This is a genomic window from Shewanella sp. UCD-FRSSP16_17, assembly GCF_001675935.1.
GTDB classification, from domain to species: domain Bacteria; phylum Pseudomonadota; class Gammaproteobacteria; order Enterobacterales; family Shewanellaceae; genus Shewanella; species Shewanella japonica.
Genome location: NZ_LZFV01000001.1, coordinates 973464 through 997065, shown reverse-complemented (window position 1 = coordinate 997065; position 23602 = coordinate 973464). Strand labels below are relative to the sequence as shown.

The 23602-nt window shown below is 39.7% G+C and carries 20 protein-coding genes and 5 tRNA genes; 18 read left to right on the top strand and 7 right to left on the bottom strand.

The annotated features are described in order from the left end of the window. Window positions 1-189 precede the first annotated feature (189 nt). Window positions 190-2853 carry a type I DNA topoisomerase gene (gene topA / locus A9267_RS04220; protein WP_065108325.1) on the top strand — a complete coding sequence of 888 codons (2664 nt, stop codon included), beginning with the start codon at window positions 190-192 and terminating at the stop codon, window positions 2851-2853. A gap of 376 nt (window positions 2854-3229) precedes the next feature. Here topA and A9267_RS04215 read toward each other — a convergent pair whose 3' ends face one another. Next, window positions 3230-4015, bottom strand: coding sequence for a hypothetical protein (locus A9267_RS04215; RefSeq protein WP_055023805.1), 786 nt, complete (start codon window positions 4013-4015; stop codon window positions 3230-3232). A gap of 302 nt (window positions 4016-4317) precedes the next feature. Between A9267_RS04215 and cysB the strand changes: the two genes are divergently transcribed. Then, window positions 4318-5292 (top strand): HTH-type transcriptional regulator CysB, encoded by a 975-nt coding sequence (gene cysB / locus A9267_RS04210; protein ID WP_055023804.1) that lies wholly within the window; start codon window positions 4318-4320, stop codon window positions 5290-5292. A 68-nt stretch (window positions 5293-5360) separates the two neighbouring features. Here the strand turns inward: cysB and purN are convergent, their stop codons facing one another. Together purN and purM are read right to left on the bottom strand one after the other, a co-directional pair. Beyond that, entirely contained in the window at window positions 5361-6005 is a 645-nt protein-coding gene (gene purN, locus A9267_RS04205; RefSeq protein ID WP_055023803.1) for a phosphoribosylglycinamide formyltransferase, read from the bottom strand. After that, the gene (gene purM / locus A9267_RS04200) at window positions 6006-7043 is read right to left on the bottom strand and encodes a phosphoribosylformylglycinamidine cyclo-ligase (protein ID WP_055023802.1); all 1038 of its coding nucleotides are present in this window, start codon (window positions 7041-7043) and stop codon (window positions 6006-6008) included. It abuts the gene before it with no gap. A gap of 240 nt (window positions 7044-7283) precedes the next feature. On the opposite strand from purM, the gene upp reads away from it, so the two are divergent. Further along, the gene (gene upp / locus A9267_RS04195) at window positions 7284-7910 is read left to right on the top strand and encodes a uracil phosphoribosyltransferase (RefSeq protein WP_055023801.1); all 627 of its coding nucleotides are present in this window, start codon (window positions 7284-7286) and stop codon (window positions 7908-7910) included. A gap of 70 nt (window positions 7911-7980) precedes the next feature. Here upp and A9267_RS04190 read toward each other — a convergent pair whose 3' ends face one another. After that, on the bottom strand, window positions 7981-9300 hold the full coding sequence (locus A9267_RS04190; protein ID WP_065108324.1) for a Na+/H+ antiporter family protein: 1320 nt from the start codon (window positions 9298-9300) through the stop codon (window positions 7981-7983). A gap of 409 nt (window positions 9301-9709) precedes the next feature. Between A9267_RS04190 and A9267_RS04185 the strand changes: the two genes are divergently transcribed. Further along, window positions 9710-10315 carry a peroxiredoxin gene (locus tag A9267_RS04185; protein ID WP_055023799.1) on the top strand — a complete coding sequence of 202 codons (606 nt, stop codon included), beginning with the start codon at window positions 9710-9712 and terminating at the stop codon, window positions 10313-10315. A gap of 58 nt (window positions 10316-10373) precedes the next feature. On the opposite strand, the gene rnt is transcribed toward A9267_RS04185, so the two are convergent. Further along, window positions 10374-11051, bottom strand: coding sequence for a ribonuclease T (gene rnt / locus A9267_RS04180; RefSeq protein ID WP_055023798.1), 678 nt, complete (start codon window positions 11049-11051; stop codon window positions 10374-10376). A 139-nt stretch (window positions 11052-11190) separates the two neighbouring features. On the opposite strand from rnt, the gene A9267_RS04175 reads away from it, so the two are divergent. The 14 genes from A9267_RS04175 (at window position 11191) to A9267_RS04110 (ending at window position 21233) form a co-directional block, all read left to right on the top strand. Beyond that, window positions 11191-12060 carry a flagellar protein MotY gene (locus A9267_RS04175; protein ID WP_055023797.1) on the top strand — a complete coding sequence of 290 codons (870 nt, stop codon included), beginning with the start codon at window positions 11191-11193 and terminating at the stop codon, window positions 12058-12060. 1388 nt (window positions 12061-13448) lie between these two features. Beyond that, entirely contained in the window at window positions 13449-13850 is a 402-nt protein-coding gene (ybgC, locus tag A9267_RS04170) for a tol-pal system-associated acyl-CoA thioesterase (RefSeq protein WP_119968336.1), read from the top strand. Next, on the top strand, window positions 13840-14529 hold the full coding sequence (gene tolQ, locus A9267_RS04165) for a protein TolQ (protein ID WP_055023795.1): 690 nt from the start codon (window positions 13840-13842) through the stop codon (window positions 14527-14529). The genes ybgC and tolQ overlap by 11 nt, the downstream gene beginning before the upstream one ends. Further along, on the top strand, window positions 14529-14954 hold the full coding sequence (gene tolR, locus A9267_RS04160; protein ID WP_055023794.1) for a protein TolR: 426 nt from the start codon (window positions 14529-14531) through the stop codon (window positions 14952-14954). Before tolQ ends, tolR begins: the two co-directional genes overlap by 1 nt. A 4-nt stretch (window positions 14955-14958) precedes the next feature. Then, on the top strand, window positions 14959-15894 hold the full coding sequence (gene tolA / locus A9267_RS04155) for a cell envelope integrity protein TolA (RefSeq protein WP_055023793.1): 936 nt from the start codon (window positions 14959-14961) through the stop codon (window positions 15892-15894). 9 nt (window positions 15895-15903) lie between these two features. After that, window positions 15904-17232, top strand: a complete 1329-nt coding sequence (gene tolB, locus A9267_RS04150; RefSeq protein WP_055023792.1) for a Tol-Pal system beta propeller repeat protein TolB — start codon at window positions 15904-15906, stop codon at window positions 17230-17232. Between the two features lie 20 nt (window positions 17233-17252). Then, a complete protein-coding gene (gene pal, locus A9267_RS04145; protein WP_055023791.1) occupies window positions 17253-17804 on the top strand; it encodes a peptidoglycan-associated lipoprotein Pal in 552 nt (183 codons plus the stop codon). 61 nt (window positions 17805-17865) lie between these two features. Continuing rightward, window positions 17866-18591, top strand: coding sequence for a tol-pal system protein YbgF (gene ybgF, locus A9267_RS04140; protein WP_055023790.1), 726 nt, complete (start codon window positions 17866-17868; stop codon window positions 18589-18591). A 217-nt stretch (window positions 18592-18808) separates the two neighbouring features. Further along, window positions 18809-18884 (top strand) — tRNA-Lys (locus A9267_RS04135). A 151-nt stretch (window positions 18885-19035) separates the two neighbouring features. Further along, window positions 19036-19111, top strand: a tRNA-Lys gene (locus A9267_RS04130). A 134-nt stretch (window positions 19112-19245) separates the two neighbouring features. After that, window positions 19246-19321, top strand: a tRNA-Lys gene (locus A9267_RS04125). A gap of 66 nt (window positions 19322-19387) precedes the next feature. Next, window positions 19388-19463 (top strand) — tRNA-Lys (locus A9267_RS04120). A gap of 159 nt (window positions 19464-19622) precedes the next feature. After that, a tRNA-Lys gene (locus A9267_RS04115) sits at window positions 19623-19698 on the top strand. A 383-nt stretch (window positions 19699-20081) separates the two neighbouring features. Next, on the top strand, window positions 20082-21233 hold the full coding sequence (locus A9267_RS04110; protein WP_065108323.1) for a DcaP family trimeric outer membrane transporter: 1152 nt from the start codon (window positions 20082-20084) through the stop codon (window positions 21231-21233). A gap of 100 nt (window positions 21234-21333) precedes the next feature. Here the strand turns inward: A9267_RS04110 and A9267_RS04105 are convergent, their stop codons facing one another. Together A9267_RS04105 and A9267_RS04100 are read right to left on the bottom strand one after the other, a co-directional pair. Then, complete coding sequence (locus tag A9267_RS04105) at window positions 21334-21594, bottom strand: GrxA family glutaredoxin (RefSeq protein WP_055026330.1); 261 nt, start codon at window positions 21592-21594, stop codon at window positions 21334-21336. 67 nt (window positions 21595-21661) lie between these two features. Next, window positions 21662-23419 (bottom strand): DEAD/DEAH box helicase, encoded by a 1758-nt coding sequence (locus A9267_RS04100; protein ID WP_065108322.1) that lies wholly within the window; start codon window positions 23417-23419, stop codon window positions 21662-21664. Between the last annotated feature and the right edge of the window lie 183 nt (window positions 23420-23602).

The window sequence follows — 23602 nt, the reverse complement described above, 5'->3', positions numbered from 1 at the left end:
TTGCTAGACCCTAAATAATGAAATATTACTTTTTATTAACGCAATATTATTTTTTCTCCTTTTTTATAATTGATTAAAAAATGGCTCGCTGGACACATATTAGAGTTATTTACTTGAAACATTCGTCTCAACACTCTATATATGGAACCAATTTATATCTATCAGAGACTTTTTGGCGCAAATAAAACTATGGGTAAATCGCTAGTTATTGTCGAATCGCCGGCCAAAGCCAAGACTATTAATAAATACCTTGGTAAAGAATTTATCGTTAAATCGAGTGTAGGTCACATCCGTGATTTGCCTACATCATCATCGCCTGACAGCAAAGTGGCAACTAAAACGCCAGCTGAAGTCAGGAAAATGTCGCCTGAAGAAAAAGCCAAATATAAGCAGCAACGTGATAAACGTGCGCTAGTGGCTCGTATGGGGATTAACCCTGAAAAAGGCTGGGACGCCAAATATCAAATTTTGCCTGGCAAAGAAAAAGTCGTTAAAGAATTAAAAGCCCTTGCAGAAAAAGCTGACCATATCTATCTCGCAACCGATTTGGATAGAGAGGGAGAGGCGATTGCATGGCACTTACAAGAAATCATTGGTGGCGATGAATCTCGTTACCAACGTGTTGTTTTTAACGAGATTACTAAATCAGCGATTCAAGATGCATTCAGTGAACCTTCTGCTCTTGACACCAATATGGTTAATGCCCAACAAGCACGTCGTTTCCTCGATCGTGTTGTAGGCTTTATGGTCTCCCCGCTACTTTGGAAAAAAGTGGCTCGTGGTTTGTCAGCTGGTCGAGTTCAATCGGTAGCTGTTCGATTAGTCGTTGAACGTGAAGGCGAGATTAAAGCATTTGTTCCTGAAGAGTTTTGGGATGTACATGCGGATTTAGCGACATCTCAAGCTCAGAAGCTTAAAATGCAAGTGGCTAAATTCCAGTCGGCCGCTTTTAGTCCAATCAATGAAGCGCAAGCGCAAGTTGCTTTGGATGCGCTAAAAGGTGCTAAGTTTGTTGTTACTGGCCGTGATGACAAAGCCACATCAAGCAAACCATCTGCGCCGTATATAACGTCGACATTACAGCAAGCCGCGAGTACTCGTCTTGGTTTTGGTGTTAAAAAGACCATGATGATGGCACAGCGATTATATGAAGCTGGTCATATTACTTATATGCGTACCGACTCAACGAACTTGAGTAAAGAAGCGGTTGATGGTGTACGAGATATGATTGCCAATGATTACGGCAACAAGTATTTACCTGAACAACCTATTCGTTATGGTAGTAAAGAAGGCGCTCAAGAGGCGCATGAGGCTATCAGACCGTCTAATGTGATAGTTCAGTCCGCATCCTTAACAGATATGGAAAGAGACGCTCAGCGTCTTTATGAGCTTATTTGGCGCCAATTCGTAGCATGTCAGATGACTCCAGCTAAATATGATGCAACTCGTTTAACGGTCACTGCGGGTGATTACGAATTAAAAGCCAGTGGTCGTACATTGAGATTTGATGGTTGGACAAAAGTGCAACCGCCAATGGGTAAAAAGAACGAGGAAGATAATACGTTACCAGTAGTTGCTAAAGGGGATGTATTAGACCTTAAGGACTTATTACCTAAACAACACTTCACAAAGCCGCCTGCACGCTTTAGTGAAGCATCATTAGTAAAAGAACTTGAAAAACGTGGCATTGGTCGACCATCGACTTATGCGACGATTATTTCTACCATTCAAGATCGTGGTTACGTTAAAGTTGAAAACCGTCGCTTCTTTGCTGAAAAAATGGGTGAAATTGTTAGTGACCGTTTAGTCGAAAGCTTCAGTGACATCATGAACTTTGATTTTACCGCCAGCATGGAGCAAACGCTCGATGATGTTGCCCAAGGTAAGTTAGAGTGGAAAAAAGTGCTTGATGGGTTTTATGCTGAATTAACTAAACAGCTTAAACAAGCTGAACTCGATCCTGAAGAAGGCGGAATGCGCCTTAATGAGATGGTACTTGCTGAAGATATTAAGTGTCCAACTTGTGGTCGTCCTATGGGAATTCGCACTGGTACAACAGGTGTATTCCTAGGTTGTTCAGGCTATGCTTTACCGCCAAAAGAGCGCTGTAAGACCACCATGAATTTAACACCTGGTGAAGAAGCCGTTAGCGATAATGAAGATGCTGAAACGGATGCATTACGCGCTAAACATCGCTGTGGTAAATGTGGCACAGCGATGGACAGCTATTTAATTGACGAAGGCCGTAAATTGCATGTCTGTGGTAATAACCCAACGTGTGACGGTTATGAAATCGAAGCGGGACAATTCAAAATTAAAGGCTATGAAGGGCCGATCATTGAGTGCGATAAATGCGGCAATGATATGGAACTTAAAAACGGCCGATTTGGTAAGTATTTTGGTTGTACAAATACCGAGTGTAAGAATACCCGTAAACTGCTGAAAAGTGGTGAAGCGGCACCACCAAAAGAAGATCCAATCTTCTTACCTGATTTAAAATGTACTAAATCAGATGCGCACTTTGTTTTACGTGATGGTGCTGCTGGTATTTTCCTTGCGGCAAGTACATTTCCTAAATCTCGGGAAACACGTGCGCCATTAGTTGAAGAGTTGGTTCGCTATCGTGAACAACTTTGGCCTAAGTATCAGTTTTTGGCTGATGCGCCAGTCACTGATGATGACGGTAATAAAGCTGCCGTTAAGTTTAGCCGCAAAACGAAAGAGCAATACGTTGCTACTGAAGTGGATGGCAAAGCGACTGGATGGACATCTAAGTTTATCGGTGGCAAGTGGGTGAGTGAATCTACCAAGAAAAAGCCAACTAAAAAAGCAGTCAAGAAAAAAGCTTCATAGCTAAGGCGTTAATCGCTAAGCTTGTTTCAATCACTTTTATATAAATGGAACCTTCGGGTTCCATTTTTTATGTGAGCAGCAATCACAGCTTATGGTTAAATATAAAATGAATACCTTAGATCAAGGAGATTTGTTCCCGCTTAGGAGCATATTAAAGCCTTGAAAGTCAGTTATTCCAACGCTTTTAAGTCAACTAGGGTTAGTTTTAAATGAGGTGGGAGGTAGGCTTGGTAATAGGGTATGTTGTGAGTCACTCTATATTAACGTAGTGGTTAGTATTAATTACACGCAGATATAAAAAAAGCCTCTGGCGAGGCTTTAAATAAGGGCGGCGGATTTGTTATCTCACCAACTGCTTTGTTAGCTCACCAACTACTTACCATTTTTTCTTTGGCTGGAATAACATATCAATATCATCTTCGTCATTCTTAGGTGTATTGACCGTTTCTGGAGTGACTTGTTTTTGCTGCGAATTTATTTCTTCTAATAGCTCTTTTGCTTCATCCACTTTACGACTAATAAATGGGTCGTTTGGTGTTTTGGCTTTAATCGCTTGTAGGGTTGCGAGCGCTTTAGAAACCATTTGTTTTGAAGAGCCAAATTGCTTTAGAGAATTAGAAGCTCTTGCTCTTGATAGCATTGATTCGACATTAATGCGAAGCTGATAGCTGTCTATTCGGTTCTCTGCATCAGTAAATACCTGAGGTTCAAGTTTCCCTTTGTTATTTTCAGCTCTCACAATCGCTTTTAATTTTTTCAGCATCTGCACCAATTCTAAAATTTGTTTGTCATTATCAGGCAGACGGAAATTTTCAATTGCCAGCGCTTGAGAAGGGCTAGCACTTAATGTGGTTATTTGAGCTTGAATATCAGATAGACGACGCTGATAGTCAAGTTGCTGCGGCTGATTTTCCAAATGTGTTAGCGAGACTTCTAAGGCTTCATTAATACGCTTATAGAGCACAAGGATTACACTGCTAGGAAAAGAAGCGAGCCCAGTATTTGATAATACGGTTTCTGTTTCATCAATAATGGCACGTTGGCGTTTAAGCTCCATTCTTCGTTCAGCTTCAGCGCGTTCTTTTTGTTGCTGAATGACGCTAATCCCGATAATGAGGATAAATAGTGCGCCTAGAAGGATCAATACCAAAGTAAAGGTCATATGGTTTCCGTTCAATTGTCTGAAAGCAGAGTGGCTGGTTACCACTTTTATTTAATTAATTGATTATATCTTAGCGCATGTCATCGCTTGTGTCGTACAAAAAGTCATTCAATCTGTTGATAATTGCGAGATGTGTCGACTCTGTGAGCAAGGGTAACATTACAGGCTGAGAACATGCAAAATTCTCAATCTCGTTATTACTATTTGCATTAATAAACTAGATGGACTATAACATTTAGCTATAACAGTGTGTTGGCTTGTATCAATGTTGTTTAGTCTCAGATCAGAGTGAAGGTCGTATTATGAAGTTACAGCAATTAAGATATATCGCAGAAGTGGTGAAGCATAATTTAAATGTATCAGCGACAGCTGAAGACCTTTATACCTCGCAACCTGGGATAAGCAAACAAGTTCGTATGTTAGAAGATGAACTTGGTATTCAGATATTCGGACGTAGTGGTAAACATTTAACTCACGTCACACCTGCTGGGCAGCTAGTGATTGATATCTCAAATGATATCCTAGGAAAAGTCGAGAGTATCAAAAAGGTTTCTGAAGAGTACACACAACCGAATCAAGGTGAGCTCAACATTGCGACAACTGATACTCAAGCCCGTTACGCGTTGCCGCAAGTGATTAAACCTTTCATTAAGCGCTACCCAAAAGTTAATCTCCATATGCATCAAGGCACGCCATCTCAGATCAGTGAGCAGGCAGCAAGAGGTGATGCGGATTTCGCCATTGCGACCGAAGCAATGCATTTATACTCAGATTTAATTATGTTGCCTTGCTATCATTGGAATCGTTCGATTGTAGTAACGCGTGATCATCCTTTGGCTAATCGTAAAACACTTTCAATAGAAGACTTAGCAGAGTTTCCTTTAGTCACTTATGTGTTTGGTTTCGATAAAGCCTCTGAGATTGAAAAGTCGTTTAAACGAGCTGAACTAGAGCCAAGAGTCGTATTCAGTGCCACCAGTGCTGATGTATTAAAAACCTATGTGAGGCTTGGCTTAGGCGTCGGAGTGATTGCTTCTATGGCGATTGATCCCGTGATAGATAAAGATTTAGTTGCTATTGATGCGAGACACCTATTTGCCCATAGTACGACTAAAATAGGCTTTAGACGTGGGAGTTTTTTACGAAGCTACATGTATGACTTTATGTATAACTTCGCGCCTCATTTGACCCGAGATGTTGTTGAAAAAGCAGTAGCATTGAGAGATCAGCAATTAATTGATGAGATGTTCGCAGGAATGGAGTTGCCTGTGAGGTAATGATATTTGCCATAAAAAAATCTCGCAATAGCGAGATTTTTTTATGGCATCTTGATGCAAATACAGGGTTAATCAGGCGCGTATCCATGAAGGCCAATTTTCTCACCATCAAGGAAAGCGCAGTTATCATGCATTGTTAACCGCTTTAAGCTAAACCATTTAACGACTAACGGATAAATGGCATGTTCTTGTTCATGTACTCGACTAGATAATGTTTCAACAGTATCTTCATCATATACAGGTACCTTAGCTTGTAATATCACAGGGCCAGCATCAAGTTCTGGTATCACAAAGTGAACACTCGCGCCGTGCTCAGTATCTTTCGCATCAATCGCTCTTTGATGCGTATGTAAACCAGCATATTTAGGCAATAATGAAGGATGGATATTAATCATTTTACCTAAATACTGGCTAACAAACTCATCTGATAAGATCCGCATGAAACCAGCAAGTACAATTAAGTCAGGCTGATAGCGCTCAATAACAGTTTGCAAGCGCAAGTCATATTGCTGACGCGATTCATCTTTACGGGCTATAACGCAACTAGTATCAATCTCACTATGGTGAGCTCGAACTAAACCGTAAGCATCGGCTTTATTACTAATAACACCGACGACTTCAGCATTGACGTTATCATCACAACCATCAATGATGGCTTGTAAGTTACTTCCATTGCCTGAAATAAGAACAAGAACGCGACAGCATTCAGACATTTAATTAATCTCCACTTGCTCTTCGTCACCTTGACGATTAGCAATTTCACCGATTAACCAAGCATTTTCGCCTTCAGCTTTAAGTAACGCTAAAGCTGATTCAACTTTTTCTGCAGGAAGAGCGATAATCATACCCACACCACAGTTAAAGGTACGGTACATTTCAAATTGTTCAATGTTGCCGTTTTCCATTAGCCAGTCAAAAACGACAGGCCATTGCCATGAGTCACCTTTAACGACGGCTTTGCAGTCATCTGGCAATACGCGTGGGATATTTTCCCAGAAACCACCACCAGTAATGTGTGCCATTGCATGAACTTCAGTTTGCTCAAGCAATTTCAGTAATGGCTTAACATAGATTTTAGTTGGTTCTAATAAGTGCTCGATAAGTGGCTTACCGGCTAGATCTTGCTGCGGATCGGCTTTGCTCACTTCTAATACTTTACGTATTAACGAGTAGCCATTTGAATGAGGCCCTGTTGAACCTAGCGCAATAAGTGCATCGCCAGATTGTACTTTTGTACCATCGATGATTGCTTCTTTTTCAGCAACACCAACACAAAAACCTGCTAAGTCGTAGTCTTCGCCTTCGTACATGCCTGGCATTTCAGCCGTTTCACCACCAATTAACGCACAACCAGATTGATGACAACCTTCAGCAATACCATTGACAACAGAAGTCGCTGTTTCAACGTCGAGCTTACCTGTAGCGTAGTAATCGAGGAAGAATAAAGGCTCTGCACCAGATACGATTAAATCATTGACACACATAGCAACTAAATCAACACCAACAGTGTCATGCTTTTTATAATCAATCGCTAAACGTAATTTAGTACCAACACCATCAGTGCCGGAAACCAGTACAGGGTGCTTGTATTTAGTCGGTAGTTCGCATAAAGCGCCAAAACCGCCTAAATTGCCCATGACTTCAGGACGATGAGTGCGTTTAACCGCAGTTTTAATGTTGTCTACTAATGCATTACCAGCATCGATATCAACGCCAGCGTCTTTGTAACTAAGTGGTGTAGGAGTGCTCACGGAGGATCCTCTAGGGTACATCGTTTTATGGGATTTTATGCGGCGGTATTCTATCAGCTTGTGAATGCCGTCGAAAGTCATCATTTGGATTTATACGTTTATGAAAACAGTTTTCTGTAATGGTTTTAGCTGGTTAGCGTGAGATTGTTTGCAATTATGAAACTTTATGTTTTATATCGAGGATAAATAAACTAAGATTTGAACAATTTGCAAAAAATATCTCATCACTAGGAGTGCAAAATGAAAGTCGTTGAAGTAAAACATCCGTTAATTCGTCACAAAGTGGGTTTAATGCGCGAAGCTGACATTAGTACTAAACGTTTTCGTGAGCTAGCAACGGAAGTGGGTAGTTTATTAACTTACGAAGCTACTGCGGATTTTGAAACTGAAACAGTTACGATTAATGGTTGGAATGGCCCTGTTGAGATAGAACAAATTAAAGGTAAAAAGGTCACGGTTGTACCAATTCTAAGAGCTGGACTTGGCATGATGGACGGCGTGCTAGAGCATATGCCCAGTGCCAAAATCTCTGTGGTAGGGATTTACCGCGATGAAGAGACGTTAGAGCCGGTTCCTTACTTTGATAAACTTGTTAGTAATGTAGATGAGCGTGTTGCGATTGTTGTTGACCCGATGCTTGCAACAGGCGGCTCGATGATTGCGACTATCGATTTACTTAAGAAACGTGGTTGTGTTTCGATTAAAGCACTTGTACTGGTTGCTGCGCCAGAAGGGATTAAAGCATTAGAAGCTGCGCATCCAGATATTGAGTTATTTACTGCATCTATTGATGATTGTTTGAATGAACAAGGTTACATTTTACCTGGTTTAGGTGATGCTGGAGATAAGATTTTCGGCACTAAATAATCAAAGAGTCATTTGATGTGTTGTAAAAAGGGAGCCATTGGCTCCCTTTTTTGTATTTATATTCTATCTACTACAATACCATTGCAGCAATCCAGCCAAAGGCGATTAAGGGAATGTTGTAGTGAATAAAGGTCGGAATAACACTGTCACGAATATGATCGTGTTGACCATCCGCATTTAAGCCAGCGGTAGGGCCTAATGTAGAGTCTGAAGCTGGTGAACCCGCATCGCCCAATGCGGCAGCTGTGCCTACAAGTGCAATAGTTGCAGCTACAGAAAATCCAAATGTTAATGCTAGTGGCACATAAATCGTGGCGATGATAGGGATGGTTGAGAATGAAGAACCAATACCCATAGTAATTAACAAGCCTACTACTAACATCAATAATGCAGCTAATGCTTTATTATCTCCAATAATGTCACCAAGCGAAGCAACAAGAGTACTCACTTCACCCGTTGATTTTACAACTGCAGCAAAACCTGCAGCTGCAATCATAATAAAACCAATGTTGGCCATCATTAGCACACCTTGATTAAACATGTCTTGTCTAACGTCAGGTTTGATAATTCCAGAGAAACGAAAAATGATAAAACCTGTTAAGGCACCGAAAATCATTGAGTCAGTTTGAAGTTGCACAACCAGTGTTGCAACTATCGCTACTAACGATATTAAAATGGTTTTCTTATTAATACTGATTTCTTCTTGCTCAACAGTAATATCTTTTGCTTCGTATATTCTTGGTTTTCGATAAGTGATGAATACCGCAGTCAATAAACCAGCAATCATTCCAAGTGCAGGTAGTAGCATAGCTGCAGGGATCTGTTCTTTTACGGCTTCTAGGCCATTATTGTTTAAATTGGCTAATAGTATGTCATTTAAAAATATGCCACCAAAACCAATTGGTAGAATCATATAGGTCGTCACTAAACCAAATGTGATAATACAAGCGACAAGGCGTCTATCAATTTGCAGTTTACTAAGCACATGAAGTAGCGGCGGGATAAGGATCGGGATAAAGGCAATATGAATCGGCAAAATATTTTGCGAGCTAATCGCCATTAATAAAATTGAGGCAAGTAATAACCAACGAACGACCAAAGTATTGGTGCTGTTTGGCTCTTTACCTACTTTTTTAATAATATTATGCGAAATAAGGGTCGTTAAACCAGAATGCGATAACGCAGCAGCAAAAGCCCCTAGCAAAGCATAACTCAAGGCGATTTGCGCTCCGCCTCCTAAGCCATCATTAAAGGCTCCTATTGTTTGGTGAATATCAAGTCCACCAACTAAACCCGCTACCAAGGCGCTAACCGTTAGTGCAATAACAACATTCACACGCATGAGACTTAATGCAAGCATTAAGGTGACAGCAATTACGACTGCATTCATATTTAAGTTTTCTTATTTAATTTTTATTTAGATAGACATAGTGCAATCATTCTTGTCTGTATAAAACCTCATGTCCAGTTTATCTCGGTTGAGTTTACGAAAACTGAATGCTTGTAAGTAGGGTTTATCATTGATGTAACAAGGCGTGTAAGGATGTTGAAAATTTTTTTAGGAATAAAAAAGGATTGATATGGAGTATTTTTCATCAAGTAAACCATATTTCATCTTAAAAGGCTTATGTCTTTATTCAATTAGCGGTAAGGTATAGCGCAATTATCCTACATTCGTCGTGTTAATCGTTAACACGTATGTGAGCTATCTCGCATATTGTATTTGTTTGGGTATAATGCTTATCAGTTTTAAACAGGTATTGTGTTAATTTTTTTCAATCCATAGATGGAGATTTAAAATGAGCGTATTAGTAGGCCGTCCGGCCCCAGATTTTACTGCCGCAGCGGTTCTTGGTACTGGTGAAATCGTTGATAGTTTCAATCTATCTACCGCGATTAAAGGTAAGCCAGCAGTTGTTTTCTTTTACCCGCTAGACTTCACTTTTGTTTGTCCTTCAGAGCTGATTGCTTTTGATCACCGCATTGAAGAGTTCACTAAACGTGGTGTTGAAGTTATCGGTGTTTCAATCGATTCTCAATTCTCTCATCACGCTTGGAGAAAAACTGCCGTTGAAAAAGGCGGTATCGGTGAAGTTAACTACACATTAGTAGCTGACGTAAAACATGAAATCTGTAAAGCATATGACGTTGAGCATCCAGAAGCTGGTGTTGCTTTCCGTGCATCATTCCTAATTGACAAAGAAGGTCAAGTTCGTCACCAAGTGGTTAACGACTTACCACTAGGTCGTAATGTTGATGAAATGCTACGTATGATTGACGCATTACAATTCCACGAAGAGCACGGTGAAGTATGTCCTGCTGGTTGGGAAAAAGGTGACAAAGGCATGACTGCAACAACTGAAGGTGTTGCTTCTTACCTAAAAGATAACTCTGACAAGCTTTAATATTCGTTTGTTAGACATAAAAAAAGCTGCCTCGGCAGCTTTTTTTTATTTATATCAATCAGCTTTCTGATGTTTCTTTAATTGATTCTTCTTCGTGCTCTTCGCTTACCATTGGCCAGCCGCCTAAAGTCTTCCATTTATTGACGATGTAGCAAAATAACTCAGCAGTGCGCTCTGTATCGTACAAGGCTGAATGAGCCTCTTTATTGTCAAATTCAATTCCTGCCATTTTACAGGCCTTTGCCAACACAGTATGACCTATTGCGAGCCCTGCAAGCGTGGCGGTGTCGAAAGTGGCAAACGGGTGGAAAGGTGAGCGTTTTAAATCGTTTCGTTCTATGGCTTTATTAACAAAGCCAATATCAAATGCAGCATTATGGGCCACAATAATACAGCGATGACAATCAGCGGCTTTCTGTGCTTTTTTGACATGCTTAAATATTTCTAGAAAAGCTTGCTTCTCTTCAACGGCTCCACGCAATGGATTTGTTGGATCAATGCCATTAAAAGCAAGTGCTTCGGGTTCTAGGTTAGCGCCTTCAAATGGTTCAATATGAAAGTGAAGTGTTTTATCTAGTTCGATAAAACCATCATCATTCATTTTAAGGGTGGTAACCGCTATTTCTAGCAACGCATCAGTGGCGGCATTAAATCCAGCTGTTTCAACATCAATAACAACAGGGAAGTAGCCTCTAAAACGGTGTTTGAATTTATTTGCGTCGCAGATATCGCTCATTAAAAACCTCTTTCTTTAATATGGTGGCTATTATGCTAAAAGAGAGAGCCAGTGTCATGTGTGAATGAGTAAATTCTACGCTAAAGAAACATAAAACGATGCCGATAGAGTATTGTGACTAGCAAACAGGGTGTTTTTTATGTGGCGTAAGGCAATTCTAGTATCAAGCTTTTGTTTAGTAAGTTCTGCACAAGCAGACTTACAGCATTATGTTGCATCATTAGATAACTCTATGTGGCGCATTAGTGAAAACAGCCCAATTGAATGCCGTTTAGAACATGATATCCCTGATTATGGCAAAGCCATTTTTACTAGCAAAGCAGGTAAAGATTTAAACCTTAATTTTACCTTAGATATGTGGAACAAGCCCGATCAAGTGACTAATGCTGAGTTAATTAGTAAAGCACCTCAGTGGCGTCCTGGCGTAAATGAAAAAGCGATCACTAAACTTAAATATCAAAAACAATTTAATGGCGAAGTTCCAAAGAAAGCGGCTTGGTCAATGTTGTCAGAATTAAGTAAAGGCATGCAACCGACTTTTTACTACGCAGATTGGTATAATCAATCTGACAAAGTCGCTGTAGGCTTATCTTCGGCAAATTTTGGTGGTGAGTACCGTCAGTTTCGTTCTTGTTTAGCGACGCTGTTACCTTACGGTTTTGATGATATAGCGTTTACCGTGCTCAATTATGAAGAGGGTGGAACTAATTTAACCCGTTTTTCAAAACAGCAGCTGAAACGTGTTCAAGAGTATTTATCCTATGATTCTGATGTAGAGTTAGTGTTTGTTGATGCTTATACTGACAGTTATGGTGGTCGCTCTGTGAATCAAAGGGTGTCACAGCGTCGTGCAGACACAGTTGCAGATCTTCTTGTTGCAAGTGGCATTGAAGAAAGTCGTATTCATAAGACGGGTCATGGTGAACGTCGTCATGTTGCATCTAACGATCTTGTTGAAGAAAGAGCACGTAACCGCCGCGTAGTGATCAAAATTTCCAAGAGCATTTAAATTTCAATTTCTGCCTATCACGACTCTAGCAGCCCCAATCTCTTTCAAGGCTTAACTCAGCGTTAAGCCTTTTTAGTTTTCTAAGCCATTGATTGAACATCATGATGGCAGCACCACAAAGTAAGTTGCATTTTAATGAACTGAGACTCATTAGAATAAAGTCGATGATAAATTTAAGGTAAAAAAAAGCCCACTTAAAATAAGTGGGCCAAACAATTTGTATTCACAAATTCAAGGAAGGAAGTCAAGCATAAGAACCAGGGATAAGTTGAGGTATTGGGGTACATCAACTAGGAGTTCTTGGTTTTCAATAACTAAATAAGCTATGTCCTGAAAACAAGATGAATTTTAGAGAGTTTACTCTAAGGTGACAAACTAGAAAAATTACAGCTTCAGATTAGTATTTCTAATTCATTACAATGTCGTTAAATTTTTACTAATCACAATAATTAAATCAGAATACCTAAAATGGCCGTTTATATTCATTCGTTATGCATATTTAATTGTTTTTGTGCTTATTTCAATTGATGTATAAATGTTAAATTTACAATTCTACTAACAATACAAAAAAATTTAATAATAAGAAATACTGCTGAATTCCCTTGTTAATAGGGTTTTTAGTGCTTTGGTAAGGGATAGGGAAATCGTATCTTTAGTGACTAGCTAGAATTGATGTCTTCGTTAATCTTTTTATAATTTTTTGCTATACAGGGAACAAAGTTGAGGTCGTCCTGTATAATTAACCCGCTTTTTGTGCGGATATTAACCACCTGTATGACTTTGTATCCTTTATCGCTATATCCACAAACAACAGCATAAGTAACTTTTAGCACTATATATTCTTATCCAAATGCTCTTTTGGGAAAGTCATCGCAGAAATAACCGATTGAATGACCTATGTGTGTATAGACTTTTTAGGACTTCTTTAACTAATTACCCATCAAATTATTTACGCATCACTATTGATAAACTCTCATTACTCATTACTCATGACTTTTTCTAAAAATGAAAATTAATCATTCTTGCTGTTTACTGTGACTTAACGATTTTATATGAATGACTTATAAATTTGACTAATAAACACACTGGAAAACGTTTATGTTTGTTCTCTAGTTACTTTGTTAAACATCCCCTTTATGTAGTGAACCTCCTTCAATGGTTAACTCGAATGAGGAACGCTTAAAAGTTAAATGTTTGTAAATGAATCAATAGCTAACATTAAACATTCTTCATTTATTAGGCATATCGCTGCAAAAGCCCTAAGTTTAATGGCAAATTAATCATCGCTCTTTAAAATAAACCTTTTATAGCTGTGTCCTTTTATTCACAAGCGTGGTGGTACTCGGTATAGTAAGCCATCTTTTATTACGCAAAATTCACAATCGCTAATTATGTTTACATGGCCAATTTCAATTTATTATGAAGACACGGATGCCGGTGGCGTTGTGTATCATTCTAATTATTTAAATTTCTTTGAACGAGCAAGAACTGAATGGCTTAAATCGATGGGAGTAGTACAAAGCACACTTTTAGCTGATGATATTGCTTTTGTGGTTAAGCATGCTGAGTTAGATTTTCGAATTGCAGCTAGGTTTGAACAGAACTTATTTGTTGAATCAAAGGTCATAGAATTAAAAAAAGCCTCTTTGGTATTTAAGCAGCGTTTGCTTGACGATAACGGTGACTGTTATTGTGAAGGAACCATTATTGTTGCTTGTATCGCGCTATCTCGTATGCGCCCAAGAGCTATCCCATTAAATATTGTGCAGGAGTTTAATCGTGCAAGCTGAAATTTCTTTTATAGGTCTTTTTTTAGAGGCAAGTGTCCTCGTCAAACTGGTAATGCTGACCTTACTTTGTCTATCAATAGCATCATGGGCTGTTATTATTCAGCGCAGGAAGTTATTAAACTCAGCTCGTGCTAAATCAATTAAGTTTGAAGACACATTTTGGTCAGGTGTGGATTTAAATAAACTCTACAAAGAATTATCTGCGCGAAGTGAAGGGGTTTCGGGACTGGAAGCGTTATTCGTTGCAGGATTTAAAGAGTATTCTCGTTTGAGTCAAGCAAATAGTAAGTCACCGGAAGCCGTCATGGATGGTACATCTAGAGCGATGCGTGTGAGTTTATCTCGTGAAGTTGAAAGACTAGAAACCCATCTACCTTTATTAGCTACCATTGGCTCAACCAGCCCATATATTGGTTTATTTGGAACGGTATGGGGCATTATGAATTCGTTTATTGCCTTAGGTGCAGTTGAAAACGCAACCTTAGCTATGGTCGCACCAGGTATTGCTGAAGCATTAATTGCAACTGCAATGGGTTTATTTGCAGCGATCCCTGCCGTAATTGGTTATAACCGCTTTTCGACACAAGTTGAAAAACTAGAAATGGCGCATGTAAACTTTATGGAAGAGTTCTCTAACATATTGCAACGCCAAGCCTACAGTGAGAAGGAAGCGGTGTAATGTATCAACGTAAGCGCCGTCGTCCGGTCGCCGAAATCAATGTTGTTCCTTATATTGACGTCATGCTGGTGTTGCTGATCATCTTTATGGTCACAGCGCCTATCGTGTCGCAAGGCGTAAAAGTAGAATTGCCACAAGGCGAAGCTGAACCTTTACCTGCAGAAAGTAAACCACCAATCGTTGCTTCTATCGATGAGTTTGGTGAGTACTTCTTAAATGTGGGGAGTGGTTCAAGTGATGATCCGCTGTCTTTGGATGAGATCTCTATCCAAGTTGGTGCGATGATCCAGCTAGAGCCAGAAAGGCCAGTCGTTGTTAAGGCTGATAGAAGAATTCCTTATGAAAATGTGATTCAGTTAATGGTCAGTCTACAGGGCGCAGGTGTGCCTGCTGTTGGCCTAATGACTGATTCACCTAAGGAGTAATTCAGTGGCTGTAAAATCAGAATTAACCTTACCTATTACTATTTCAGCTGGCATTCATATTGGTGTTATTGTTGCGTTAGCTCTTGGTATCAGTTTTGAAGACAAGCCAAAGCACCTGCCTCAAGCGCAATCATCTGAGCCAGTTGTGCAAGCAGTTGTCGTTGATCAACAACGTATTAATGAGCATGCTGAAAAACTCAAAAAACAGCGAATTGAAACGCAACGTAAAGAGCGTGAGCGTCAAGAAGAGTTAGATAGGCAAGCCCGCAAAGCGAAGGAAGAAGTTAGAAAAGAGCAGGAGCGAATAAAGCAGCTTGAGAACCAACGCAGAATAAAAGAACAAGAGACATTAAAAGCGAATAATGCAGCTAAGGCTGCAAAACTAAAAGAAGCTGAAGAAAAAGCAAAAGCTGAAAAAGCAGCTGAATTAAGAAAGCAAAAAGAAGCTGAGCGTAAAGCTGCGGAGAAAAAAGCCGCTGAAAAACGTAAAGCTGAAGAAGCAGCGGCAGCGAAAAAGCGTGAAGAAGAACGTAAACGTAAAGAAGAAGCTGAACGGAAACGCAAAGCTGAAGAGGCAGAACGTGCTCGTCAAGAACGTGAAATGGCTGAAGCAATGGCAGCTGAGCAAGTCGCTTTATCGGCAACACGTTCAAAGCAAATTACGTCAGAAGTCAATAAATATACAGCAATGATTAAATCAACGATTCAACGCAATTTGGTGGTTGATGAGTCAATGCGTGGTAAAAGTTGCCAAGTACTTATTCGACTCGCAAAAGATGGGTTTGTGACGGCAAGCCAAACGTTAAGTGGCGATCAAGTCGTTTGCCGTGCTGCGAAAGCTGCAATTAATAAAGCGGGGCGTTTACCCGTTTCTTCTGAAGAAGATGTTTACAATAAAATGAAAGAAATTAATTTAACCGTATCACCGGAATTTAATTAAAGGAGTCACATGAAGATTTTGGCAAAATGGTTAACAGTTTTTGTATTTTTAACCAGTACCACGGCAAATGCTGCGCTAGATATTGTTATTACTGAAGGTGTTGATGCCGCAAGGCCCATTGCGGTCATGCCTTTTGTATGGCAAGGAACAGGGCCAGCGCCAACACAAATTAGTGATGTTGTTACAAGTGATTTAGCTCGTAGTGGTACATTTAGCCCATTGGATGCTCGCAGTCTACCGCAAGCGAATATCAGTACTGTTAACGAATTTATTGCAACAGGTTGGGAGCAAACGGCTTCAGATGCACTCTTAGTCGGTTCGATTAAACCTTATGGTACTAATCAGTACTTAGTGAGTTTTGACTTAATCGACTTAGTCAAAGCGCAATTGCAGTCAGACAAAGGTCCAGTACCTGCAAGTGACTTATTATTGGAAAGCCGTGAAACGGTAATCAGTGAGTCGCAATTTAGACAGTATGGTCATCGCATCAGTGACATCGTGTATGAAAAGCTAACTGGAATACGTGGTGCCTTCTTAAGTCGTATTGCTTATGTGGTTGTGAAACAGGGTGAGAAATCACCGTATCACTTGATGATCGCTGATTATGACGGATATAACGAGCAAATGTTATTGCGTTCGCCTGAACCGTTAATGTCACCGACTTGGTCTCCTGACGGACGTCGTCTCGCTTATGTGAGTTTTGAGAATCGTAAAGCAGAAATATTTGTTCAAGATATCTATACTCAAGAACGTATTAAGGTGAGCTCCCATAAAGGTATTAATGGTGCACCAAGCTTTTCGCCTGATGGTAAAAAGTTAGCTGTTACATTATCAAAAGATGGACAACCTGAAATTTACGTGATTGATATAGCGACAAAGGCACTTAAACGTGTGACAAATCACTACGCTATTGATACAGAAGCATCTTGGATGCCTGATGGAGAGTCATTGATTTTTACTTCAGAACGTGGCGGCAGACCTCAAATTTATCAAGTTAAATTGAGTACTGGAAAAATCTCACGTGTAACGTTTGAAGGTGAGTGGAACCTCGGCGGTACTATCACTCCTGATGGACGTAGTATGATTTTTGTAAATCGTACTAATGGTAAATTTAATATTGCGAGAATGGATCTTCAAACTCGCTTTATGCAAGTGCTTACTTCAACTCAACTTGATGAGTCACCAAGTATTGCACCTAATGGAACCATGGTTATCTATGGTACAACCTATCGCGGTAAGCAAGTATTAGCAGCGGTATCTATGGATGGACGTTTTAAAGCAAGACTACCAGCAGGCCAAGGTGAAGTGAAATCGCCAGCCTGGTCTCCATTTCTATAAATTTTAATTAAGGATTACCCATGAATCTGAATAAGTTGTTTAAAGCTATGTTAGTTGTTGTACCTGTAATGGCATTAGGTGCATGTAGCACAACTTCAGAATCTGAAACTGACGCAAGTGGTTCAACTAGTGGTTCTACTACTACAACCACTGGCGGTGAATATGGTTCTGGTGGTGTTGAAACAGGTGGCGCAGCGCCAATCTTAACTCCAGAAGAGCAGCAACGTATTGAGCAAGAAGAATTACGTGCTCAAAATATTATTTATTTTGATTTTGACCGTAGTGAAGTACAAAGTGAAAATGCTGCAATTATTCAAGCTCACGGAAACTATTTAGTTGAGCACCCAAATGTACGTGTATTAATTGAAGGTCATGCTGATGAGCGTGGCACGCCTGAATACAATATTGCGTTAGGTGAACGTCGTGCTAAAGCTATTGCTAAATACTTACAAGGTATGGGTGTTCAAGCTAGCCAAATGAGTGTTGTTAGTTATGGTGAAGAAAAGCCATTAGATTTTTCACGCAGTGAAAGTGGTTTTGCAAAAAACCGCCGCGGTGTTTTAGTTTATTAATCGCGAAGAGTAAAAGCGATAACGGAAGGCCGGCTATGCCGGCCAGTTTAGGAGTTTATTGATGAAACATGCTGTTTTAGTTGCTGCGATGTTTGTAGCTGCAGGTGCTAACGCTGCCCCTGCACCTGTTCAAGATATTGCAGGCGGGTCAAATGATGATCGACTATCTCGTTTAGAACGTATTATTAAAGCAAAACAACAATCTGAATTTGAAGCGCAACAACGTTTAGATGCATTACAACGTGAAGTTCTTGAGTTACGTGGTATTACTGAACAGCAAGATTATCAAATTAGTCAAATGTTGCAGCGCCAACGCCAGCTTTATGAAGAAATTGCTAATTTATCAGCGAGTGCGGCGTCGACCACTGTCTCTGTCGCTGATACTGCTACATCTGCTGGCACTCAGTCTACTCTAGGGGAAACTGCAAGCTATGAGCAAGCCGTGAACCTTGTATTGAAAGAGCGTAAGTACGATGAAGCCATTCCGGCCTTTAGTGACTTCATTAAACAATACCCAGATTCCACATATGCTGCCAATGCCAACTATTGGTTAGGCCAGTTGTTATTCAATAAAGGTACTTTTGCTGAAGCTAAAGTTGCATTTAATACCGTGGTCAATAAATATCCTAACTCTAATAAACGTGGTGATAGTTTAGTTAAGTTAGGCATGATCGCTGAAAAAGAAGGTGACAGTGCGACAGCGAAGACATTCTATAACCGAGTGTTGAAAGAATACGCTAATAGTGCCTCAGCAAGACTTGCCCAACAACAATTGTCGGCTTTGTAAGCCTAATTTAACTAAAAAACAGCCTCTTAGTTTATTTTTAGTGCAAACGGCAAAAAAACCATAAATTGCACTTGCATGCGAAGATGAAAAAGGTATTATAGGCGCCCTCAGAACGGAGCGACGTTCTGAGGTCATTAAACAGGTTAGATTAACTTAGTTAGATGACAGATTGATTGAACTCTATTTATAGTCTTCACTTAATCTAAGAAACAGAAATGGGTCGTTAGCTCAGTTGGTAGAGCAGTTGGCTTTTAACCAATTGGTCGAAGGTTCGAATCCTTCACGACCCACCACTTTTCTGAAAGTGAGATTGCCAGTCAGGCTTTAATTCAGACGTAATGAATCGTTACGTGAAACCAGATGGGTTGTTAGCTCAGTTGTTTAGTTTAATTAGGCAGTTGGCTTTCTCTCCAATTAAAACATAGGTTTTAATGAAATACAGATGGGTCGTTAGCTCAGTTGGTAGAGCAGTTGGCTTTTAACCAATTGGTCGAAGGTTCGAATCCTTCACGACCCACCACTTTTCTAAAAGTGTTGCCAGTCAGGCATAGATTTAGAAGCAAAATCTAGATGGGTCTTTAGCTCAGTTGTTTAGTTTAATCAGGCAGTTGGCTTTCTCTCCAATTAAAACATAGGTTTTAATGAAATACAGATGGGTCGTTAGCTCAGTTGGTAGAGCAGTTGGCTTTTAACCAATTGGTCGAAGGTTCGAATCCTTCACGACCCACCACTTTTCTAAAAGTGTTGCCAGTTAGGCATAAATTTAGACGTAATGAATCGTTACGTAAAACTAGATGGGTCGTTAGCTCAGTTGGTAGAGCAGTTGGCTTTTAACCAATTGGTCGAAGGTTCGAATCCTTCACGACCCACCACTTTTCTAAAAGTGTTGCCAGTTAGGCATAAATTTAGACGTAATGAATCGTTACGTAAAACTAGACGGGTCGTTAGCTCAGTTGTTTGTCCTCTTGTTAACAAGATTAGGCAGTTGGCTTTCTCTCCAATTAAGACATAAGTTTTAATGAAAACTAGATGGGTCGTTAGCTCAGTTGGTAGAGCAGTTGGCTTTTAACCAATTGGTCGAAGGTTCGAATCCTTCACGACCCACCACTTTTCTGAAAGTGAGATTGCCTGTTCGGCTTTAATTCAGTTCTTCTATTGTCCTACCGTTTTTAATCTATTCATATTCAAGCTTTTTTAATTTATTCAGCCTTACTATAAACTCAACTCTTGTATGTTGATGTTGTACTTTTTGTCAACTTTATCGCCTCATGAATAAGTATTCTTTTGTTCACAAGAATACTGCTTAGCTATTAATTTTACTGGGCAGTCTTAACGTATTCAAATTGCTAATGTTATCTACCATTTAATTGCAAACCTGCTAATCATTTTAGCTTTCTCTCATCTACTTTTGTCTAATAGACCTATTGCTAATGTTGCTTGTTTGTTAAGTGGGTCATATTGCTTTAGATGATAAGAACAGGGAGAGCATGATGAAACAAGCAAAATATGGTTTATTAATCGGTTGTTCAATGCTGGCATTAAGTAATGTTAGTTATGCAGATACTGATATGCAGTTTGGGGGCTACGTAAAAGCTGATGTGATGTTCAGTGACTATGGTAATGGCGCACCCGATTCAGGAAGTTTATCTCGTCAATTTTATGTGCCTGGTACTATTTATGGCGAAGAGGGTAATGGTAAACAAGTTGTCGATTTTCAGGCGCGAGAGACTCGTTTTAATTTTAAAACGGTTTCAGATTTTGATGGTCATAAGTTAACAGGTTTTATTGAATTAGATTTCATGACTCATACTGACGGTAATGAACGTGTATCTAACAGTTATTCACCACGTATTCGACAAGCTTTTATTAGTTATGATAACTGGACAGTCGGTCAAACATGGACAACGTTCCAAAATCCTGGCGCATTGCCTGAAAACTTAGATTTTGTTGGTGCAGCCGAAGGTACACCTTTTGTTAGACAAGCGATGATTCGCTATACAAATGGTGGATTTCAAATAGCAGTCGAAAACCCGGAAACGACTGTAAATAAATTTGGTACGGCAACACGACTCACCAGTGGTAGTGGCATTGTGCCAGATGTTGTTGCTCGTTATAACTTTAAGACAGAAGGCGGGACTGCTATTTCTGTGGCTGGTATTTTACGTCAATTGAATGTTGAAGAAAATGTTGATGGGCAGGCGGTAGATTCAACTGAAATGGGTTACGGTGCGAGTATTGCCGGTATTATCCCGGTCGGAAACGATGACTTTAAATTCTCAGCAACCTACGGTGAAGGCCTAGGGCGTTATATGGCGTTGAATTATGCCAATGCTGGTAATCTTGATGCTAACGGCGAAATACAAGCGATAAGCTCTTACGGTGGCTATGCCGCTTACCGCCATTGGTGGAATGACAAGTGGCGTACGAGTGTCACTGTGTCAGCATTTAAAGCTGATAACGATACCATGCTATCGAGTAGCTTAGTAAATGCTGAGTCTTACTCAAGTTATATTAACTTATTGTATTCACCAACCAAGCCTTTGACCTTTGGTGTTGAGTATATGTACGCGAAAAACGAACGTGAAAATGGAAGTGATGGTGACCTAAGCCGTATTTTGTTCTCTGCTAAATACGTGCTTTAAAAGCTAATGATTTTCTAAGGTAGCATTACGACATCAAAAAAGGGTTAATTCATTGAATTAACCCTTTTTTCATTTGTGCATAATTGATTTATTAATCTAATTAGCCCAATAAGTTGTTTGAACGTACATATTGTTCAAATTCAGTGTAACCACCAACATGCACTTCATCGACAAAGATTTGCGGCACTGTTTCAACAGGCTTGCCGACCGTTTTCTCTAAATCAGCTTTTGAAATGCCTTCAGCGTGAATGTCGACATACTTGAACTTAAATCCGTCACGCTGTTCAGTTAATTTTTCTGATAGTTCAACAGCACGAACACAATAAGGGCAGCCTGGACGGCCAAAAATTACAACAAACATAGTGACTCCTTTTTTTGATTTGACGATTTATACCATAAGTTTTATCGAATTGATAATTTCATTCAATTCAAACAAAACTGTTTTCATTAATGGTTTTAAATCGTCCTTTATAATCAAAAAACTTTTCCACTAATTCCCATTTATGCTTTTGTTTTTTTAGTAACAGCAAATCAGGCGTTTTAAAATGTTTCTGGTGTTCAACAACTTGTTGAGGTGTTGAGAATTGTGGATGTTTCATCCCAGGCGTGCGCGAGTGTGGAGCAATAAAAATTGCATATAAGGCGCGCCGCTGAGCAGGTGTTTCCATTCTAAAGCTTTCTTTAAATTCATTAGCGTCAATATCGAAATATTTCACTATCAGCTTTTTATCATCTTCGATGAGATGCATCTCTTGGCATTTGAATAAATGATGATGTTGAGAGGATAAAACTTGTTTCAATCGTTTATCTGGATCAATGAGTGTTGACTGGCATGTTTGGCAAATGCGCGCTGCAATATCATTTTCAGCGCCACAATCAGGGCAGGATTTAGAGCGAAACCTGAAATCACATTGCTGATGTGTATCCTGTTTTGTATCGACTAACCCTTGGCAGCGTCGTCCGAAGTGTTCAACAATATCACCGTCGGCATCGACAATACCCCAAAAAGTATTAGCAAACTGGCAAACGGGGCAGTGTACTTGTACTGGGACAGATTTACTGTTGGGTTTGACTTGGCCAACTTCAGGAAAATAAAGATCATATCCATTAGCCGCATAATCAATGACTAGGCAATCCTCTTTGTCTTTTGCTAAGCGTAAGCCTCTGCCAATCATTTGCTGAAATAAGCTCACAGAGGCCGTAGGCCTTAAGATAGCAATTAAATCTACATGGGGAGCATCAAAGCCTGTAGTAAGTACCGCTACGTTGACAATGTATTTAAGACTTTGCTGCTTAAACCGTGAAATAATATCATCACGCACTGTATGAGGGGTGTCAGCGGTAATTAAAGCTGCACTATCATCGAGTAACTTCATTATTTCTTTTGCATGACGCACTGTTGCCGCAAATATGAGCACGCCTTTACGGTGTTCTGCTAGTTGCACAACCTGCTTAATTATTGCTGTGGTAGCTCGGCCTTGATGATCTAATAAATCATCGACTTCTTTTTGTGGATATTCGCCTGTCTCTGAAGGGGTTACCTGGCTAAAATCATATTGTGCGCTTAAGCCATCGAATATCTTAGGTGCTGTTAAATACCCACGTTTAATGAGTGGCCGCATGGGCAATTCAAAAATACATTGTTCAAAAATAGGTTTTTCTGTGTTGCCGACTTTACCGTGATAATGATGGCGAAATATCCAGCCTAGTCCTAATCTGTATGGTGTTGCCGTTAAGCCTAGTAATTTTAGTTGCGGGTTATTTTTTTTCAGATGATTCAATAACTGCCAATACTGACTATTTTCATCGTTACTAACACGATGACATTCATCAATAATAACCAAAGAGAAAGTTTGGTTAAATTTTTCAGGTGCCCTAGCAGCTGATTGAACGCTAGCCACAACCGTTTTACCTACCGCTTTTTTTTGGTTTAATCCAGCTGAATAGATACTGGCATTTTGAGTCAGTAATCCCACTTTTTCTGCATTTTGAGCGACTAGCTCTTTAACATGAGTCAATATCAAAACATTGCCTCTAGCTATTCTTGCAAGTTCTGCTATCACGATACTTTTACCAGCACCTGTTGGTAATACTAATACAGCGGAGTCATTACTTTGCTTAAAGTGTTTTATAGCGGCATCAACAGAATCTTGTTGGTAATCACGAAGGGATATTACAGCTGTCATAGGTTTTTATCGTTATTGAATAATGTTCAAAGTAATAATGAAATTCATCGCATTCACGGAGCATACATTGCTAGTGATATAAATGGTTACTCTAGCATGAAATAAAGCCCTTAATTTAGGCGGTATAAAAAATTGATATAAAAAAGCCCCCTCAATTGAGGGGGCAACGAGAATCTGGTTAGG